9 protein-coding genes are annotated in these 22006 nt (G+C 35.4%); all 9 read right to left on the bottom strand.

The window, feature by feature from the left end:
• Positions 1-3: 3 nt before the first annotated feature.
• On the bottom strand, positions 4-3342 hold the full coding sequence (locus tag RB618_RS14730; protein WP_308069428.1) for a SusC/RagA family TonB-linked outer membrane protein: 3339 nt from the start codon (positions 3340-3342) through the stop codon (positions 4-6).
• A gap of 665 nt (positions 3343-4007) precedes the next feature.
• Complete coding sequence (locus tag RB618_RS14725) at positions 4008-4790, bottom strand: rhamnogalacturonan acetylesterase (RefSeq protein ID WP_308069427.1); 783 nt, start codon at positions 4788-4790, stop codon at positions 4008-4010.
• A gap of 4 nt (positions 4791-4794) precedes the next feature.
• Entirely contained in the window at positions 4795-5778 is a 984-nt protein-coding gene (locus RB618_RS14720; RefSeq protein ID WP_308069426.1) for a pectinesterase family protein, read from the bottom strand.
• A 149-nt stretch (positions 5779-5927) separates the two neighbouring features.
• On the bottom strand, positions 5928-7943 hold the full coding sequence (locus RB618_RS14715) for a glycoside hydrolase family 127 protein (RefSeq protein WP_308069425.1): 2016 nt from the start codon (positions 7941-7943) through the stop codon (positions 5928-5930).
• 228 nt (positions 7944-8171) lie between these two features.
• Positions 8172-10631, bottom strand: a complete 2460-nt coding sequence (locus tag RB618_RS14710) for a T9SS C-terminal target domain-containing protein (protein ID WP_308069424.1) — start codon at positions 10629-10631, stop codon at positions 8172-8174.
• A gap of 15 nt (positions 10632-10646) precedes the next feature.
• Positions 10647-12977 (bottom strand): DUF5703 domain-containing protein, encoded by a 2331-nt coding sequence (locus tag RB618_RS14705; protein WP_308069423.1) that lies wholly within the window; start codon positions 12975-12977, stop codon positions 10647-10649.
• A 265-nt stretch (positions 12978-13242) separates the two neighbouring features.
• A complete protein-coding gene (locus RB618_RS14700) occupies positions 13243-14676 on the bottom strand; it encodes a sialate O-acetylesterase (protein WP_308069422.1) in 1434 nt (477 codons plus the stop codon).
• 262 nt (positions 14677-14938) lie between these two features.
• Positions 14939-18325 (bottom strand): glycosyl hydrolase, encoded by a 3387-nt coding sequence (locus tag RB618_RS14695; RefSeq protein WP_308069421.1) that lies wholly within the window; start codon positions 18323-18325, stop codon positions 14939-14941.
• 159 nt (positions 18326-18484) lie between these two features.
• Positions 18485-21826, bottom strand: a complete 3342-nt coding sequence (locus RB618_RS14690) for a glycoside hydrolase family 2 TIM barrel-domain containing protein (RefSeq protein WP_308069420.1) — start codon at positions 21824-21826, stop codon at positions 18485-18487.
• Positions 21827-22006: the final 180 nt, after the last annotated feature.

Here is a 22006-nt window from a genome sequence, read left to right as displayed (position 1 = left end):
AAATTAGAATGATACATTCAAATTAATTGACCAAGTTCTAAGAGTTGGATATCTTGAAACTGAATCATCATACATATTTCTATAATGATTTGGATAAGGATTATATAAATCCCAAAGGTTGTTTCCTGTTACACCTAAAGTAGCTTTCTGTATACTTAATTGCTTCATAGCCTCTTTTGGAAGTTCAAATCCTAAAGACATATTTCTAATTACACATCTAAAAGTATCTAACTGCCAGAAATCTGATGGAACCAAAGCAGACTCTTGAGCCATATTAGGATACTTACCATTAGGATTATCAGTGGCATCATACATATCTGTCCAGAAAGATTCGTGAGACCAATCGTTATGAGCAGATCCAACACCTTGTTTTACTAAGTCAATAGATCTGTAGCCTCCCCAAGAAGTCTGAATCTGTGTTTTAAAATAAAACGTTTTATATTTGAACCCAAGATTGCTTGTAAAACCGTATGTTCTATTGTTTTTTGCCAATTTAACATAATCTTCATTTGCCATAATTCTACCATCAGCTCCGGCCTGAGTTCCTGTTGATGCATTGTAAACACCTCCTGTATCTTCGTAAGCCAACATCCCCTTTCTCATCATGCTTACATTGTTGATAGTTAAATAATTAGGCACTCCTCCTGCAGCTGTAGCTCTTTCTGTTAAATAATTCCAGTAATTTGCAACATCCTCATCTGTTCTTAAGATACCATCACCAGTTGAAGTTCCTTTCCAAGTTCTGAATCCCCATTGTGGGAAAAAGGTAGAATGACCAACCTCTGTTACATTCATATTTGCGTTTGGTCTTGCAAGTGTAGGGTATTGTTTGATTTCATTATTGTTAAACGCAAAGTTTATTCCAACATTATAACTAAAGTTTTCTTTAATTTTGTCATTCCAGTTTAAACTAAACTCACTTCCCCAGCTATCAACCGCAGCATAATTGACTTCTGCAAAACCACCTCCAACAGTAATTGGAGTACCCGCTTCGCCAGCCAAACCAATTAAGGCATCTGTTGTTTTATCGTAGTAATAATCTGCCGAAATTTGTAATCTATTTTTAAGGAAAGCCACATCAATACCAATGTTATTTTTGATTGTAGTGTCCCAATGCACATCTTCATTTGGATTTGGACGTGGTGTAATTCCACCTCCTAAAAGACCTCCATTTCCACCAAACTGTGCTCCTTTGTCAGCTAATGGCTCGTAAAACTGCAACCATCTCCAATAATCAATATTATCCTTACCCGTTTTTCCAATTGAGTAACGTAATTTTAAATTATTAATCCAAGAAACATTATCAGTAAACCAATCTTCTCTAGATACTACCCATCCTAACTGAGCACCTGGGAAAAAGCCCCAATAGTTTTGCGGTGCAAACTTAGTAGAAGCGTCACTTCTAAATATAAACTCAACAAGATATTTGTCTTTAAAGTTATAGTTTAAACGTCCAAGGTAAGACTGAGTCCCTGACTCCACTTTAACAGCTTCAGAGTTTGTGCTTATAGGTCCAGCTGTTGTACTGTTCCCTAAAAAGTCTTTTGAAGTTCCTTCATAAGCTAAACGTACTCTTTTGTTCCATGCTTCTGATTGCTCATAACCAAACATTGCAGATACATTATGATTTCCAAACGTTCTTGCATACGTTGCAAAAAAGTTTGCCTGAACCAATTTATCCAAATCTGTAGTATAATAAGCTCTTGAACCACGTGTATTAGTTTCTGGTTTTCCACCATTTGCAAACTCAGAACTTGCAGTTAAAAGGTGATTATCCTGTTTTTCGTGATTGGCAATTCTTAGCAAATCATAAGGCAATTGAAACTGCTCTGTATAATTGCTTGATTGACTTCTTGCAAAACTTCCTTTTACGCTTAAACCTTTTACAAATGGCAGTTTATACTCCAAAGACAAATTGACATTATATGAAAACTGCTCTTCAATTTGCTTTCCAGCATCTAACGCAGCAAAATAGTTCCATCCTGCAATAGTGGTATTAGCATTTGCACTACCTAAGTTACGATCTGAACGTGGAAAAGGAGAAACCCAATACGTTTGACCATTTATTGTAGTATCCCAAGGAACATACTTTGGCATATGCAATAAATAAGCATAATCTGCTTGTTCTCCTCCAGCCGCTGAACCAAAACTGCTATCGTTTAAGTTTGCCGAAGATTTAGTATATGATTTGGTTACATCTGTTGTAATAGCAGAAACCGAAGCAGAGAATTCTAGATCTTGAGAAATTTTGATATTTGTTCCTGTTCTGAAATTCCATTTTTTATAATCTTGCTCCCCTAAGTTAGGTCCTTGATCAAAGTAAGTAACACCAGCAAAATAAGTTGCTTTTTCAGTTCCCCCACTTGCAGAAAGAGACTGTCTTTGCTGTGTAGCTGGCTTCCAAGCTTTTTTAAGCCAATCATAATCTAAGCTTTTCATTTGCTCAAGCTCTGCAGCAGAAAAATATTTAGATGCCACAGGATCTAAATTTGAGTTCAAAAATCTATTTTTCCAAATTCCATGCTCATAAGCACTCATTGTTTTACCATGGCTTACTGCATCATTAAATGAATATTGACTGTAATAAGTAAACTTTGGTTTTCCAGATTTTCCTCTCTTAGTCTTTACGATAATAGCTCCTTGTGAAGCTCTTGAACCATAAATTGCAGCAGAACCGTCTTTTAAAACAGTCATACTTTCAATTTCTGAAGGATCTAATTGATTAAAAGTCTCTAATGTAGGTTTTCCGTTTTGAGGATCAATTTGCACCATATCATCAATAACTACCAATGGAATAGATGAATTACCATCTTTTGAAAATCCAAAAGTTTGACGAATCTGAAGAGTTGCAGCATCTCCTGGACGTCCGGCTCCACCTTCAACATTTAAACCTGGGGTTAGACCACGCAATGATTCAGATAAGTTTGATACAGGCAAATCCTGAAAATCATCTGGTTTCAAGGTAACAATAGCTCCCGTAACATTATTCTTTTTCTGTGTACCATATGCAACAACGACAATATCGTCCAGCACATTTGAATCTTCAGATAATTTAGCATCTACTATTGCGCGTCCGTTAACTGGAATTTCTAATTTTTTCATTCCAATAAATGAAAACACTAAAGTAGCACCTGGCTTTACTTTAATCTCATACTTACCATTAAAATCTGTTGTAACTGTATTCTTTGTAGATTTCTCAGTTACATTTACTCCTGGAAGAAGGCCTGATACATTATCGGTAACAGCTCCAGTTACAGTAACTTGATTACTTTGAGCATAACTCAATACACTCATCAGTGTAAACAAAAGAAAACTACATCTTTTTATAAGTGCTTGTTTCATAAATGTTTTTTTGGTTAGGTTATTAATGTTAGTTAGTCATGTTTAATGCGTTTGGTCTATTAACAAAATTTTTCTTAATGGAATCTTAAATTAATTTTATTAAATGTTTAAAACACATTTATTTTAATATTCCAAAAATATGACGATGACACATTAGAACCGTCCTGCTCTATCCTGTTTTAATCGCAGAATGTCAAAAAAAATGTGACTAAAAAAACAATATTAATAAAAAACGAATGGAAAAAATAGACGAACCAAAATATTTAAGATAAATGTTTGCCTAAAACAAAATTTAAAAACTCATTTTGACTAAAAAACAATAAGATTGTTATCAAAAATAAACATATAGTATATATTCTGCAAAACTTAATCCTATCACACCTGATAAATAAGAGCTTATAAAATAGGATTTTTTACGAAAACGATAGAGATAAATACTAAGAATATATTTTTTACAGCTTAAAAAACCTACAAAAATATAAATCTAATACATGCAGGTTAGTTTAAAAAAAACTTAATTTTTTTTCATTAAAATAAAATATTTTTAAACGTAAATTCTGACCAACAAAATGTAAACTGCAATTTTCTGATTATTCGTTTAAAAAAATCCAATAAAAAAACCCGCTAAATCCTATGATTAACGGGCTTACGATATGTTGTTAAACTTATAATTTCTTCATTGCATTAAAAACCAATCGAGCTACTTCAACTCCGCCTTTGGCTTGAAAATGCGTATTGTCTTTTTGGCCTTCTGGGAAAGCAGGAAACTTACCTGCTTCAAAATTCATAAAATAATTCACAGTTACAAACTCCTGTCCTTTTGAAGAAAAAAAATCTATCGAAAGCTCATTCAAATCAATGTATTTTACATTCAGTTCTTTTGCCACATCAATAGCTGCTTGCGGATAATCTCCATGAACGTTGCTAAGCTTTCCGTCTTTCCACGGATAATTTCTAGCAACCGGTGTCAATACAATTGGAGTTGCGCCTTTTTCTTTGGTCTGATTAATAAACAAACGCAAAAATTCTTTATAACCTTCAATATTTACATAACGTTCCGTTTTTTCAACCGAAGCATCATTATGTCCAAACTGCATCATCACGACATCTCCTTTCTGGAGTGATTTATAAACCGAAGCCCAACGCCCTTCCTGAAAAAAAGTTCTCGTACTTCTTCCGCCTTTTGCACGATCATCGACTATTACTTCTTTCGCAGAGCCTAAAACATTAGATACCAATGTTAAACTGTCTTTTTGAAAGAAAGGCTGAAAAACCTGTCCCCAACCTACTTGCGGAAATTTTTTAGTTTGATAATTTTCTTCTAGCGAATAATCGGCAACTGTAGAATCTCCAATTAGATAAATCGTTGTTACTTTTGACTTAAAACTAAAAGCGCTCAGTATTAAAACCGAGCACAATGTTATTATAAAAAATCGAAACTTTTTCATGAGCTTATTTTTTTGGATCCCATCCGTTAAAAACTAAATCCATTTTATATTTCTGTTCATCCTCTTTTTTTAGCTGATGCGACCAAGAAACACGTTGAGACAAATCTTTCGCACTCAAACCTTTACTTCCAAATTCTGCATAATAAGCCGTTTTATCTTTATCCGGAAATCGAGTATCAATCCAAGCATTCCAACCTTCTGGAATGATATGCGAACCTAAATCTGTATTAATAAAAACGGTTTGGGCATAAGGTCTCCAAGGTCTTCCCAGAAATACTTGATCTACCGATTTGTCTTTTGCGGTAAGCTTACAATCAACAAAAACAAAACCGTAAGCTTGTCCTTGCGGAGTTGAAGCTGCCGTGATATAAGAGTTTATTAAACTTTCAATAGTGCATTTATAAAAATAAGCTGTTGCGGCACCAAAAATAAAATCGGTTGTTCCGTTGATAAAACAGTTTTCAAAATAAGTTCGTGTATTTCCTTCAGATAAATAAAGCGTATCCTGATTTCCTAAAAGATTACAGTTTTTCACAATAACACGATTGCTTTTAATATGAAGCGCCACCGCCTGTCCCACTCTTCCTGCGGTATTTTCGATAGTAAGATTTTCAAGCGTACAGTCGTTTCCTTTAATTATAAAAGAATACGAAGTTCCTGTTCCAAATTCTTTTTTCCCTGATGGATCTGGTTCACGAAGCGGTTTCCCTGAATAATCATCAAATGAAATAATGGTTTTATTTCTATCTAAACCTTTTAAAGTAATGAATGTTTTTGAAGCAGGAATTTCCAATTTCTCAACATACTTACCATGTTTTATAGTAATTACAACACGTTTCTCTGAATTATCTTTTACATTATTCACCGCCTCCTGAATGGTTCTAAAATCTCCAGAACCATCTTGAGCAACGGTTAATGACAATTTATTATCGAACGTTTGGGCTGATAGGGAAAGTGTTATTAAAAATAAAGCCAGAATATATTTCATAGTTTTTAATATTTAAAATTTTTACACAATGTATATCTGTAGAGACGCACTGCTGTGCGTCTAATGCAACGTAACCACAATGTTTGATATACATGGCGTAGACGCACTGCAGTGCGCCTCTACAAAAAAATAGGAATCTATATATAAATTTAATGCGACATCCAAACCGTCATTTCTCCCTGTCCTTTATTTCCCCATGCAAAATACGGAATCAATTTTACTTGTACTGTATTTTCATTTTTAGCAGAAAGCGGTTTATACAACGTTTTCTCCCATGAATTATTTGAATTTATAACCGCTTCCGCATCAATACTAACTAAATTTCTATTATTTAATGTAAACTGATTCGTAGCAAATTTCGAATTTACTTTTAAAGCCACATCATTCACACTAATTTTAGCTGGCAATTGATCAGATTCCAAACAATACACCAAAGGCCCTCTTTTTACAGCAACCTGATTTTTAACTTCTTCCACCAACGGATTAGCTTCCATTAACTCAACCGGCATTGGAAGATTCAATTCAATTATATCTCCTTTTTTCCATTTTTGGTTTAATTTTAAATAAGTTCCAGAAACAATTTTATCAGTAATCTTTGCATTATTAACAGAAACTTCCGCATTCTGACTCCAACCCGGAATTCTCAAAAAGAAATTCTGTAAGTCTTTCGGTGCTTTTACAATTTTCAACGTTATTTTTCCGTCCCATGGATAATTGGTTTGCTGTTCAATTTCGATTTCTTCTCCGTTTAAAGATTTTGTTTTTAATGAATTACTTCCGTACAAATTCACATACAAACCATCTTTTGAAATATTGTAAGCATAATTTCCAACTTCGGCAATTGTTCTGGTTACATTTGGCGCGCAACAGTTAGATAAAGCGATATAACCTTCGCGTTCATTGCCCCATCTTTGGTGAAATGGCAAATCATTAGAAACATTCAGCGGATTGTTATACAGGAATTTTTCCCCTTCTAAATCCATTCCCGAAAGTACACTGTTATACAATGCCAGTTCTACAATATCAGCATATTTGGCATCTCCTGTAATTTGAAGCATTCTCCAGTTCCATAATACGTTTCCAATATTAGCACAAGTTTCGGTATGAGCCGTTGCGTTTGGCAATTGAAAAGGTCTACCATAAGCCTGATGAATTTTCTGCACTACAGTTGGATCATAAAAAGTTCCGTCTGGCGAAACGCCGTCGTATAAAGAACCACAACCACCTGTAATGTACATTTTACGATAGGTTACATCATCCCAAATGGATTCTAAATTGTCTAACAATTTCTTCTCTCCTGTTTCAGCGTACAAATCGGCAACTCCAGCGTACAGGTAATTCGCTCTAACGGCGTGTCCCATTGCAGTTGTCTGCTCGCGAAACGGAACTCTGTCCTGATTATCATCGGTTCCGTCATTTGTAGTTCCGCGAATGTCAATTAGATTATTGGCTAATTCCAGATATTTAGGATTTTTAGTCGTTCTGTACATCTCAACAATTCCCATATAATGTGACGGGCAAATCGCATTTCGAGCCAATTCTGGCGAAGCTTTTTTGTAGAAATCATACAAGAAATCGGCGACACCTTTTGCGATGTTCAGAAAGTTTGTTTTTCCTGTCGCGCGATAATGAATACAAGCTGCAGTCATTAAATGTCCCATATTGTATTTCTCAAAACCCAATTGTTTTTTTACTTCTTCCGGACCTAAAGTTCCCCAGCGTTCATCGATTAAAACTGGCGTATGAATATAGCCGTCTTTGCGCTGTACTTTCGCGAAAAGCGCAATGGCTTTATCCATTTCGGCATCGAGTTTTTTATCTTTTGTGACAGCATAAGTCGCTGCCATTCCTTCAAAAATCTTGTAGAAATCACCATCATGAAACGAAGGCCCTTTAAAAGTTCCTTTGCTCAAACCTGCTGCAATTTCGAAGTTTTGGTAAGCATGCGAAGTTTCGCTATGATACAAATCCCACATATAAGGCAATGTGTTTCTGGTTTCTACATCAAATTGTTCTTTCCAAAAACCGTTTGTCCATTTTACATCTTGCAAGCCTACGCTCTGTAATTTCGAATATGGACTTTCTGAATTCGCAACCAAGCCTTTGTTCTGTGCAAAGATTACAGTTGAAAGAAACAAACTTGAAATGATGATATTCTTTTTCATTTTGATATTAATTTTATCTGCTTGATCTGCCAAATCTGCGAGAGTTTAAATTTTTCTCGCAGATTTAGCAGATTGCGCTGATTTATTTTTTTTCTTTTAATCTATTATAATCTGATTTTTTCACGCAGATTTTGCAGATTTTAGCAGATTATTTTTTAATTTTTACTCTTTAAAATAAAATCTGCGCAGATCTGCCTAAATCAGCCAAAATCTGCGTGAAACCTTTTTTTATTTTACGAAAAAATTAATGGTTCTTCTCATTGAATCTCCGTCTGCATCTTTTACCGTTAGAACGAAAGATGCAAATCCTTTTTCAACGGCTGTAAACTGAATTTCTTTTCCTTTTAAAACCACTTTTCCATTTTTAAGATCAGAGAAAGTATAAACTGGTTTATTTTCATAACCTTTGAAATAATCTGCAGCACTTAAAATCTTTTTATCTTTTAAATTGATAAAATAATGAGGCTGCGCCAGCCAGTCTAAATAATTATCCAACTGCGTAAATCCGTCTTTGTCTGTATCTTGATTGGCATCTGAGAAATCTCCAGCTTTCGAATTTTCGTTTAAACCAAAAGCTTTTTCCCACCAGTTTGGCAATCCATCGTGATCTGTATCCCAATCTGCAGGACGAGTTTCTGATACAAAGTTTGGCCATCCGCCTGCATCTTGTTCGTTATCGATCATACCGCCTAAACCACTTTTACTGCCTTTATAAGTGAAAGTTCCTTTTAAAGTTTCATCTACGATTCTATTATCGTGTTTATCAAAAAACGGCTGATTGGCACCAACATCCGAAAGTACATTTTTATACGCCGCTTTAGCTGATTGCGTTTCTACGTAAGAAGGAAAAAATGGTTTATCTACGAAAGTTTCATATTCTACTTTCTCATTGTGGCTTATAGTAGATTTTCTGCCTTTATCTTGAGATTTCTCATCAAAGTAACCTGGCATAATATTTCCGTTAAAATAATAACGTTGCATTCCTTTTCCAACACCTTCATGCTGTGCATTTAATGCCACAAATATGGTAGTTGAAGCGCCCGGTTTGTAAAAATTATTTACAAAATTCACTTCGTTTGCACCGCCATCAGTTGTTCTTCCTCCCCAGTTGTAAACCACATTATTTGTGATATCCAATCTTCCTGTGTAATAACCATCACCGTTTAAGCCACCACCAATACTCCAGTTACGACCTTGATTGTGTGCCAATAAATTATGGTGAAAACTTCCAATATCACCACCAATAGTTGCTGCAAAACCGTGCATTTTTCCAGCAGGATATTTATCATGTCCAGCCACATTTAACGCTTCTGAAATTAAAGTTCTTTGCAACGAAATATGATGCGCGCCACGCGAACTAAACGATTCATCAATTGTCCAGCTGATAGAACAATGATCAATAATACTATAATCAGCGCCCGTTAATCCCATTCCGTCAAAAGTAGTTCCGCCACCAATTCTCACTTTCAAGAATCGGATAACGCCATCATTTCCTGTCAATCCAATTGGTGCTCTGCTGATTGTGATTCCTTCGCCCGGAGCAGTTTGTCCCGCAATAGTGATATAAGGCTGATTTGCTACTAATCTCGAAGCCAGTTTTATATTTCCCGAAACATTAAAAACGATCGTTCTTGGTCCAATTTCCTGATTAATAGCATCACGTAAACTTCCCGGTCCGTCATCATTTAAGTTCGTTACTTCAATTACTTTTCCTCCACGTCCACCAACAGCATAACGTCCATAACCTTCAGCGCCTGGAAAAGCCAATTGAGCCGGTTTAAATGACCATACATTACCTAAAGTAACTTCGCCTTTAGTATCTACTTCATCGACTCTCCAATAATAAGTTGTGCCACTGTATAAATCGGAAACTGTAAAAGATTTCTCCGTCAATTTTCCTTTAAATTCTTTTGAAGCTACTGTCGCGTTTTCTACAGCATTTTTATCTTCACCAAAATATAATTTATGAGAGGCCACATTTTTTACAGCATCCCATTTTAAAGTCAAAGTTTTACCCACTTCAACATGTTCATCTCTGTTTTTTGGTTCTGGAGTTCTGGCTTGATTCATCAAATTTGGCGTATCAATTTCAAAACCGTTAATTACAATCTGTTTTACAATATCAGGGTTTGAAGTTGGATCAATTTCAAAACGAACAATTATATCTTTTCCTTTCTCTGCATTAAAAGTAATATACGCCATTGAAGCATCAATTTTAGCATTGGCTCTCTGACTTGCATTTACCGTTTCCTGAAGTTTTCCGTTTACGTAGATTTTTATTGGAGAAAAAGTTTTTCCTGTAATGACATCAAAAGCGTTGTGAAATGTCAAAAGTGTATGTTTCCCAGCTTTCAATCCACTGATTTTCAATTCTAAATTTTCAGATGTAACCAAACCGTCGCTTCCTAATCTATTGTAAAACGGCGCGTTCATTCCAACTTTGTACCATTTAGAAGTAAAGTTCCCTTTTAACTTAAATGACACATTATTAAATGATTTTTCAGCTTCTTTCCCTTCATTAATAACCCATGAATCATAACTTGGATCATGAACTTCTTCCAGTTTTCTTTGAAAAAAATCAAAGTCAACCTTTACAATTTGTTTATCAGTATTTTGAACTGATTGTGCTTGTCCGTTTGTGGTTAAAAGCATGGACAAAACAGCACCACTTATTAATTTCTTTATCATTTTGAATGGTAGTAGTTAGTTTAATTTCGTTTTCTCTGCTTCAGATTTCCCTAACAGATTTATAATATCTTTTCTTCTTTCTTCTGGAATTACTTTTAAAACCTTCAATTCTCCATTTACGAATTCGGCTTCAATTGTTGTATTTTGTTTAGCATGTAATTTAAAATGAACGTTCCATTCTTTCGGCCATGCTGGAAAAAGATAGATTTTCCCGTCTGCTTCCTGCAAAAGCATTTCCTGCATACCAATCATTCCTGATCCACCCCAATTATGATCTGGAACCCAATCAAATCCAGGTCCCCAAAATGCTGGAAAACGTCTTTCTGAATTGGCCATTTTAAGTGTATTATATTTCATCGCTTCTTCGGTTAATCCCAAACGCGCCGAAAAAATATTATCCTGTTTCCAACCAATATGACTTCTGAATTTTAAAGCATCTGGATCGTACTTCCATGTATTCAAAGCGGTTTCTAAATCCGGTTTGCCAATGCCGTAAATTCCCCAAGGATAAACAGGATATAATTGTGGCACTTCCGAATTATTAACCCGTTCCCATGTTTTGGCAGGAAGCAAAACTTTATGATTTTCAATCTGCCCAAAATTCAAAGGTGGAATTCTAGTTTGAAATGCTTTTAAATATTCTAAGTCTTCTTTTGACAATTGATTCCCTGAAAGGTTTAAAAGGTTTTCTGTAATTACTTGTAAAGCCGAAATTGTGCTATTGGCATTATTTGCCATTTTATACGTTTCTGCTCCTGAACCCGGAAAAAGAATTAATTTTCCATTTCCATCTAAAGCTTTTCTTCCTCTTTGCTTCGCTAAATATTGATAATGCTCATCGAAAAAACGAAGACAGCTTATAATGAATTGATTGTATTTCTGAATATCTTCTCCAGCATACTCTTTCTGCTGAAGCATCATTTGGCAGAATTCTAAAACCGTATCCCATTCGTATTCGAGCCAAGCATTATATTCCATTCCCGGATCGTAGTCTGCTGGACGTTTCCACTCGTATTCGGCTGGATTTGGAAGTCCGAAATTTTCTAATTGCTCTGTGAATGAAGCACCGTTGTGATTCCAATATATTTTAGAACGTAATTCGGCATTTTTCTGCAAACTCAAATAATAATCCAGTTGCGATTTCATCATATCAAAATCACCGCTTTTTACCATCGGAAAATAAACCAATCGCTGATTTTGAGCCGTCATCGTTCCTCCGCCCCAATTTCTGAAATCGGGTGTAAAATTCAAATCCTTATTCGTGTAAACAGGATCAACTGTAAAAAGTCCACCGTTGAATTTGGTTGGATATTTTCCGTACGCATTGCATCCAAGCATATATCGGAACAACTGATAATTCTGTCCGATTTGATAAACCGAATCTTTAGCAGTCGATTGATTTTTTTGTGTAAAAATAAAACTACGATTCCAGAAAGTATTCCACCATTTTTGAGTGTTTTTTTCGGCTTGTTTGGCTGTGTTTTTATTTTGATAAATCAAACTTTTCAATCCATTATCCCAAGCAGAAAAATCAGATTGATTGGTGTTTAAATAAATTTCTAAAGAATGTTTCTTGGATGGTTTAATGCTTGTTAAATTAAAACCTTCGAAATCGGTATCCTGATATTTTCCAAGATATGTTCCGTCTGGTTTTAGATTATCGCCTTTCATAAATCCGCCGAAAGTCAGATTCGCAATCGGGTTTAGCATTTGGTCTTTAACCGATTCCATTTTTTGCTGTTTTACCGCTACATCAAAAACCGTATTTTCTCTGTTTCTATGGTAAAATTTGACACCATTATTTTCAAACGAAATAGAATCTTTATACGTAATAAGCTCTCCCTGAGGCGCCCATTTATAAGAATTAGCGTTGTTTTCTTTACCTTTCGGATAATGGTTTTTATAACGCCAACTTTCATAAGAAGCCGTCATTTTCAATGGATTTTTACTTTCTAAATCTACATGAATAATGGGTTTGAAAACATCTACCCAAAGTTTGATTTTAGTTTCATTTTGACCAATTAAAACATAACCGTCTTTCAGTTTTAATTCCTGACGAAATCCTTCTTTTTCTTCAAAAGGATTCGGACTTAACGTCACTTTTACTCTTCCTAATTTCAATAAAGTATTGTGTTCATCAAAAGTACCACTTCGGGAAAAATAGAAATACAAATCGCCTTTCTCCACCCAAACATTCATACCAATATCACCGCCACCCAATGGCATAGATTCTGATGAATTCTGGCTTTGCGTTGTCCAGATTTGATTGTAATTATCAAGCGCAGGAATTTGCGCTTTAAGACAAAGCGTGGTGAAAAGAAGCAGTAATAGTATATTATTTTTCATCGTTTTCTTTCCTGCAAGGTTTTTAAAACCTTGTTGGTATATTTTTTTAATTTTCTTTCGCAGATTTAGCTGATTGAGCAGATTTATTATTATCTCCAAAATCTGCCAAATCTGCGAGAGCTATAATTAAGCGTGTCTAAATCTTTGTCGAGTTACTTACGGAGATCCCTCGTTCCTCGGGATGACAAACTAGACCTTAAACTCATCGTTAATCATTAACCATTCACAATTCATAATTCACAATTCATAACTCATAACTCAAAAACTACCATTCGTCTGTTCTAAATGAAGAAACTGGCAATCCTCCCGCGCTAAACAATTCCGCTTTCGCGAAATCTTTCCATAAATATCTTACTGCAACTGGATTTTTCACTTTATCCGAAGTCAGAACAACTGATTTTCTTCTTACTACCGTTTTAGCCGGATAGAAAACTTTGTCTGCTCCTGCGATTTCAAAACCAGTTACTTCTTTGTCATAAGATGTAATTCCGTTATTAACATCATCAAAAGAAACCGTTACAGCGCCATCTTTTATTTCCATTGATTTGTATTTCGGACTTTCAAATTCGAAACCTTCAATTCCGTATGTTCTTGCCAAAGCCTGAAAAGCCAAACGGTTTCCTCCTTTTTCTTTATCCATTGGATGAATGTTATTTTCTTCTCCAACATCCATTAAAACTGCCATTGCTGAGTTTGGAATTTCCTTTGAAGCCTTAAACTGCGCTTCTCTCAAATACGCCGAATTGTATTTTTCTTGATAATCTTTTGGATGAAATGAAGCATAATTAAACGGCGCAATCTGAGCGAAATAAAAAGGAAAATCTCCCTGATTCCACAACGCTCTCCAACTACTGACCATTTTCTTCATTAAAGCGGTATATTCATTAGCTCTTTCGTAATTCGATTCACCCTGATACCAAATACAACCTTTAATTCCGTAACCAATTACAGGCGAAAGCATTCCATTAAACAAAGTCGTCGGAACACGATTTGGATCTTTAGCCAGCTCTTCTTTCGTAGTTGGAATTTTAGCGCTTGCAAAATCTTTCAGCATTTCTTTGTTCATCCACGCTTCCATGCTTGAACCGCCGTATGAAACATGAATCAATCCAACGGGAACATCTAAAACTTCCTGTAGAAGCGATCCAAAATACCAAGCCGTTGCACTAAAATTGGATGTTAATTTTGGGGAAGCCTCTTCCCATTTTCCTTCGAAATCTTGCAAAGGTTCCAAAACCGTCGCTCTTGGAATCGTAATTAAACGAATGTTTTTACTGGCTGATCTTACAATAATTTCGTTTCCGTTTTTTACTGGCTGCCCTTGAAATCCTTTCAAAGGCATTTCCATATTCGATTGTCCTGAACACAGCCAAACTTCTCCCAACAAAACATTTTTAATTACAACTTTTTCTGTTCCTTCTGAAACTTCAATGGTGTACGGCCCGCCAAAAGTGGAAGTTTGTAATTCCGTTTTCCACTTTCCTGAAGCATCGGCTTTTGCTTTGTAAGTTTTGGAATCCCAAGATGTTTTAATTACAACATTGGCGTTCTTCTCTGACCAGCCCCAAATTGGCGCATTGGATTTTTGCTGTAACATCATGTTGTCAGTAAACAATGCTGGCAGTTTTATTTTTGCACTGATATGAAAACTTGCTAAAAATGCAATTATAATAACAAAAATTTGTTTCAAATTCTTCATTCTTTTATTCTTTAAATTCACAAAAGATGTGTCGCTCCGCTGGAGCTAAACTACTCTCTTCCTAATTAGTTTCTATAAATATTTCGCTCTTCCAGAGCTTTTTTTGTCTTTTCTAACGACATACATTCTTTGAAATAAATACATGTTTTTAAATTTCTTTTCAATAAATATTCTGATCCTACTGAACAAGTCCCAGAGGGACGAAATATTTATAGAATAAACAACACCATCATACAAAAGCTCCAGCGGAGTGACATATTCTTTATTCCTCTTTTAAAATTGTTATGGGCCCAAATAACCCTGCTTTTAACAACGGTTCTCCATCCAAACGAAATGGCGCTGTTGTCCATGTCAACCTTTCTTCTTTTGGCAATTTTTGATCACCAATTAATCTATTTGCCCACGTATTTGTCACTCTGATTTCTATCGTGTTTTTTCCTTTTTGCAAAACTTTTGAAATGTCTGTTTTGAAAGGGAAAGTCCAAAGCGTTCCGCAATCTTTTCCGTTGATTTTGATTTCGGCGATATTTGATATTTCTCCTAAATCCAACCAAATTTTATTAGTGTCTTTTCCTTTCCAGACAAACTCTTTTCTATAGATTACAGTTCCTGAATAATACTTAATCTGATCATTTTCAGAAGTGCTCCAATCAAAAAGTTTGTTTGTTTTTACCACTTCTTTTGGCCCTTTAAATTCTGTATCAAATTGCAATTCCCAATTTTCATCTAAAGTCTGTACTTTTTCAAATTCAGATGATTTTCCTTGCGCTGAAACTTCTTTTGTTTCCTCTTTAAAAATCACAAAACCAGATTCGTTGGCATCTAAACTTATAGAAACAATTGATCTTCCGTTTTCTATTTTCCAATTGGCTAAAGCCGAAGTTTGATCTGTTACGGGATTGTACCATTGTGGCACTTTTCCTGAAATTCTGAAAGAGGCATCGAATGTTCTTCTTTCTGCTTTTTGATTGGAAATAAAATAAATATCTTCAGTATCCGATTTACGATGTGCCCACGCCAAAGTTTCTGAATCGGCTCGATTTAAATTTGGAAAATAAACGTCTTGTGTGATTCCGATGGAAGCAAAATCATTTCCTAAATAGGGTAATTTTACAACTGTTCCTTTTCCGATTTTCCATGTTGATGAATTGGCATTATTCCAAATTTCATCAATTACATTTTGCCATTTCTTTTGATCTGATTCTGATTGAATTCCTGGCTGAAGGTTTGGTTTTTCATCTACGAAAATGGTTGCTCCGTCTTTAATCAATTTCAGTATTTTTTCGGCTGAAGCCAAAGAAAGCATCTTATTTGGTGCCATTTTATGACTTCCCGGAAACAATAAAGCACCGTATTCTATTCCGCCTTCAAATGTTACTTTACCATTCTTAACTTTCGCACGATTGATCAAAACATCAGCATTGAAAGAATCATAATGATAACCATTTAACGGATTAATCCAATGCGATAAATCGGTTATATTTTTAGAATAAGTAACTTCTTTTGGCACCTTTTCCGTTGGCTGACCTTCATTTTCTAAACGGATTTTCTCGCTTTCCAATCTTTCTTTTCCAAACACATTCGGAATAAAAGACACCAAACGATCTGGAACAAAAGAACGGGAAGGAAAATCTTCGCCAATAAAAACTGCCAGATCGATTACAGGTTTTCCTTTTTGCAATTGAAACTGCACTCTTTGGCAATAATCAAACCACGCTTTTCCGGGTTTCCACCATGTTTGGTCTCTCTGGAAAAAAGTTCCAATATCGTCCAGAGTCATTCCGGGTTTTCTGTCCGTCCACGGATTATGGACAAAAACGTGATAGAATAAACGGTTGATTCCTAAAGCATAATTGCGGTCTGCTGTTGTTTTTAGATTTCCGGGATGTTCGTCCCAATCCATTCTCAGAGCCGTAAAAGATTCAGCCTGAATAATATCTTTTCCGTAAATATGTCCGCCCGAAATGGCATCGACCATATCAAAAGGTTTATCGTGCGTTGGACTTTTCAGCCAAAATTCTCCACTTGGATAATCGACATATTTATAATGCAGCAAAGCATCACTCATCATTGTTGGCGCAACGTTTTCTGAGCTAAACTTAACGTTATACTCTTTTGCAATCTTAGAGACAGTTCCGTAGAAATTATCAGCAACTAAATCAGCAATTGTTTTCCTAACATCATATAAAACTTTCTCCGAGAAATTGGCGCTTTCTATAGGAATTCCCGCCATAACTGGAAGATAATCTACAAGATCGTAGCCACGTCTCTTTTTAAATTCAGCCTGAAAAACCGAAGACCAATTCTGGCTTCCGCATTCCCAGCTGTCAAAATGAAGGATTTCAAGAACTTTTGAAGCCAATTCTGGACCAGCAGAACGAACGGCTTCTCCAAACCAATGATCCAATTGAAAACGAATTAATTCTGGATTAAATTTATCTACTTCCAGTCCTTTTCCTGCTCCACCAGTCGCATTTTCATGTCCTGTAGAAGTATGTCCCATTCGGATAATTTTCCATTTTCCTTTTGGTGCCTTCCAGTTCAAATTTCCTTCCGCATCAACAAAATTGGAAATATTAATTATTTCTGATTTTTTGAATGCATCAGAATTTGGAATTTCTTTTTCAGTAGTCTGTGGAGTCAAACGCCAGATTGCCCCTGATTTTCCTTCGTAATTATTAATCAACGACTGATTTGAAAGTGTTATTTTACTCACTTTCAGGTTTTGTTTCCACTTCGCAAAATCTAAATCTTCTGCTCCTGGTTCTGTTCCCTTTGGATCATAAACGAATCTGAAATATTTTGCAATAACGGGCGTAATCGTATGTGTATTTGGAAAATCCATGTCTTGCCAGCCGTGACGTGGCGCAATCATTCTTTCGTGGAATCTAAAATTGATTCCGTCATCACTCACTTCTACAATAAGACGCTGTGCCTGAAAATCTCTTCCTTTGGTTTCAATAACAATAGATTTGCAGGTAAAAGGCTGTGCAAATTCGTATTGAATCCAACCCGCATCGGCAAATTTGAAGTTTTCATCTTTTTTAGGATCAGCCAAAAACGAAGCATCCGTATTGTTGGATGTGGTTACTTTTGGCAATTGTATTTGCGAAGTGATTTCGTATTCTTTTATAGGAATCGCAAAAGTAGCAATGTCTTTATAATAGTCTTTGTAATGTGCTGGAACTGGCAATTTCGATGCAACTTTTTTTCCACCTAAAATTTCAGTTGTTGACCAGGCTACTTTCTGCATCGACATTTCTGGTGTAATCCATGGCCCGCCAGCAACAGCAAATCCGTCAGCTCCATGAAAAGCTAGTTTTACTCCTAAACGATCGGCTTCTTTAAATGCCCAATGAATCATATCCCAAAATTCGGGACTTAACTGTAAAACTGGCGGATCAATCAAAGGTGGATTTGCTGGGCCTTTAATGGTCATTAAATAAGCTCCCGCAATCCCAGCTTGTTTCATAGCTTCTAAATCGGCTGTGATTCCGGGTTTAGAATACGCCGATTTCATCCAATACCAATACACCCAAGGTCTTGAGGAGTCTAAAGTTGGCTGAAAAGATTCTTTTTTATGGATTTCCTGTGCAGAGACGATGCTTGCTAAAAGAAGGATAAAAAAGAGGTGTTTTTTTTGAAACATTATCACTATTTTTTTTACCATATAAGTGATATAAGATAATTTAAGTTTGCTTAAATAGCCTTTGTTTAGTTATTCTTATATGTACTATTTTTTTCGAATTCATGTTGAAGCTAACACTTAAATTATCTTATATCTCTTATATGGTTAATTTTTTAAAATCTAATATTTAAACTTCTTCAAACTACTTTCTAATTCATTTTTTGAACCGCTGAAAGGAGTCAAATAAAAACTATACTCATAATTTCCAGACTTAATTTGATATTGTTCTAAAGGCTGTGCTACAATCGTCCAACTATCGTTTCCTCCCACTCCCATTTGGATTAAGTCGATGTTTAGGGTCAAGAATCCAGGATCTTTCAAATCATACGTATGTCCAGATGCGCTTAGATTTTCTTGTGTGTATGGCCATGCGCTCATGCTTAAAACTTTGGCATCATTTACTACTAAGAATCCGTTATTTTTCTGCGGAGTGCTTAATGCCATCCATCTTACATCACATCTGTTTCCATTTTCTTGCGGCTTTGGATAATGTTCTATAAAATCATTAATTGGAAGCGAATATTTTCCAACAAACGAACCGAAACTTCTGTCACTGTAATTTTCCAGTTCTCCTTTTCCGTACCACGAAATTTGATCGAATTTTCTTTGAACTCCCATCTGCATTCCGATTTTTGGAATGTTTGGCAGTTTATCTGATGCTTTTAAACTGTAATCTACTTTTATTAATCCGTTTGGTAAAATGTTGTAGATTACTTTTACACTTGCGCTGTCTTTTATAATTTCGTAATCACTTGTAATTTTGATTTCCGAAGCTGATTTGTCTATTTTAATGTTAACCAATTTTGGTTTTGCTTTGTACCATTGTTTCAACAACTTTTGCGATTTCCATCCTCTTTTATCATTATCAGTTAAAGGTCTAACAAAATTTGGAAGCAATGGCGCAAAAACTTGTTCTTCTCCGTTAAAAATATAAGAACTCAAAGCTCCGTTTGTTTTTCCAATTGTAATATCAAAAGTTTTTCCTTTGATTTTGAAATCGGAATCAGATTCAGAAACATTCAGCGTTTCTTTTTTAGATTCTGGAGAAACGGTTTCTTTCTTTTTCAACACAAACTGATCTTCCGCGACAGCGTAACCTTTTGAAGCCCAAAGTTCCTCTTTTGAAAGCTGGAATTCTATATTTAAAATATATTCCGCGTCAGATTTCATTTTTGGCAGATAAGAACTGATATCTAATGTTGTTGATTGTCCTGCTTCTACTTTGAATGGTTTTAAAATCTGAGTTTTAATTACGTTTCCGTTTTCCAACACTTTTAAAACTGGAATATATCCTTCTAAAGATTTAACAGCTTGACGATTTTTAATTTCTAATTGATTTCCGTTTAAAGTCGAAATCGCTGGCTGATACACCCATTTATTCTCAAAAATAGAACCTTTTGGTTTTCCGTAAGAATCAACAATTCCTTTTGTATTGAAGTTTCCGTCATGGTATTTCTCGCCAAAATCTCCTCCGTGAGCAAAATAATTTTGACCTGATCTGGAATCAAATTTTACTAATCCCTGATCTTTAAATTCCCAAATACAACCTCCAATCACTCTAGTAAGCGAACGGAATTCATCCCATAATTCTTTTAGATTTCCAACTGAATTCCCCATTGCATGAGAATATTCAACGAAAATAATTGGTCGAGTATCTTTCTTTTGATCTACTAAAAATTTAGGTGTGAAAACGCCCGGATAAAAACGACTGACCATATCAACATACGAATCATCCTGCGGGTTTTCGAATCGATAAGCGTGATCGATTGTTTTTGGATATCTCGGATCAAGCGGATCGATATATCCGTCTAATTTGGCATTTCCCTGCGCTGGTTCGTAATGAACTGGACGTGTAATGTCGAAATCGTGAACCCAACCCGACATTGCAGCATGATTTGGTCCTTTTCCACCTTCATTACCCAAACTCCACATTACAACCGATGGATGGTTTTTATCTCTTTCGACCATTCTCGTCATACGTTCCATATAAGCATTTGTCCAAAGCGGATCGTTGCTTAATTTACCGCCAATTCCGTGTGTTTCTTGATTGGCTTCGTCCATTACCATGATTCCGTATTGATCGCATAATTCGTAGAAATAAGGATCATTTGGATAATGGCTCGTACGTATAAAATTGAAATTAAACTTTTTAATCGTTGTAATATCTTGTTTGATATCTTCTCTCGTAACGGCTTTTCCTCTTGTCGGATGATGATCGTGACGGTTTACACCATATACATACGTTTCTTTTCCGTTGATAAGCATTTTGCCATTCTCTTTCGAAAATTCGATCGAACGGAAACCAACTTTACAGCTTTTGGCTTCGGTAACATTTCCGTTTTTATCTTTTATAGAAATAACCATCGTGTATAAATTCGGCTCTTCTGAACTCCATTTTTTTGGATTTTTGATGGTTTCTTGGAAGAATCCAAAACGAACATTATCCAAACGAGGATAACTTTCGTTAATTAAATCAATCATAGGTCTTTGAAGCGGTTCTTTGAACATTGCCTTATTATTGGCATCATACAATTGAACATTCATCGTATAATCTTTAATTTTTGCTCCCGTTAAATTCTCCACTTTTGGACGCAATTTAAAGATAGCATCTGTATATTGTTTGTCTAATTTGGTTTGAACAAAGAAATCCTGAATACGCAATTTCGGCTCGGCCATAATAAAAACTTCACGCTGGATTCCGCTCATACGCCAATGATCCTGATCTTCTAAATAAGAACCATCTGTCCAACGAATTACACGAACTGAAACTACATTTTCGCCTGCTTTTAAATAAGGTGTAATATCAAATTCTGATGGTAAAAAACTATCTTCTCCGTAGCCTAAAAACTCTCCGTTTAACCAAACTTCAAAACCTGAACTTACTGCTCCAAAATGAAGCGTAATAGTCATGTCTTTCCAGTTTTCAGGAACTGTAAAACTACGTTGGTAAGAACCAACTCCGTTATAATCTTTAGGAATATAAGGCGGATTTATTGGTCGAAACGGATAAACAGCACTTTTGTAAATTGGATTATCGTATCCTTTCATTTCCCAGTTTGAAGGCACTTCGATTTTGTCCCATCCTGAAACAGTATTTTTATAGAAATCTTTTGAAGCTTCTTTTAGATTTACAGCATATTTAAAATCCCAATCGCCGTTTAACATTTGGATTCTACTTTTGGTTCTGTCGCCTTTTAGAGCGTCTTCTACACTTGCGTATGAATAAGCAGTCGCTCTTGATGGCTGTCTGTTGATGCTCGTAATTATTGGATCTTCCCACGGAGCAAATTCGTATTTTTTGTGTAATTCTGGAACTCCCGCTGGTTCTCCTGTTACGGATTGTGCCTGCGTGTAAGTTGTGAATAGTAAAATGTAAAATGTATACGCCAAAAATCGTAATCTAAAAGATGGATTATTGTATTTTGATTTTGACGTTAACATTGGTTTTATATTATTGTTCATTATGTGTTCTAATTGTGTAGTCCCTACGGGACAAAATTTATTTTTCGGCAATCATTTTCTACCGATATTTAACTCCTATCGGAGTATCTCGTGGAGATTAATATTGTTGATTTCCACACAATATTTAACGTGTATTACAATATTAAACTCTGTTGCAATATCTCGTAGAGATTAAATATC

Origin of the sequence: Flavobacterium sp. LHD-85, assembly GCF_030929595.1 — a bacterium.
In the GTDB taxonomy this organism is placed as follows: Bacteria; Bacteroidota; Bacteroidia; order Flavobacteriales; family Flavobacteriaceae; genus Flavobacterium.
The sequence above is the reverse complement of the archived record's forward strand: the minus strand, read 5'-3'. Positions and strand labels throughout refer to the sequence as shown.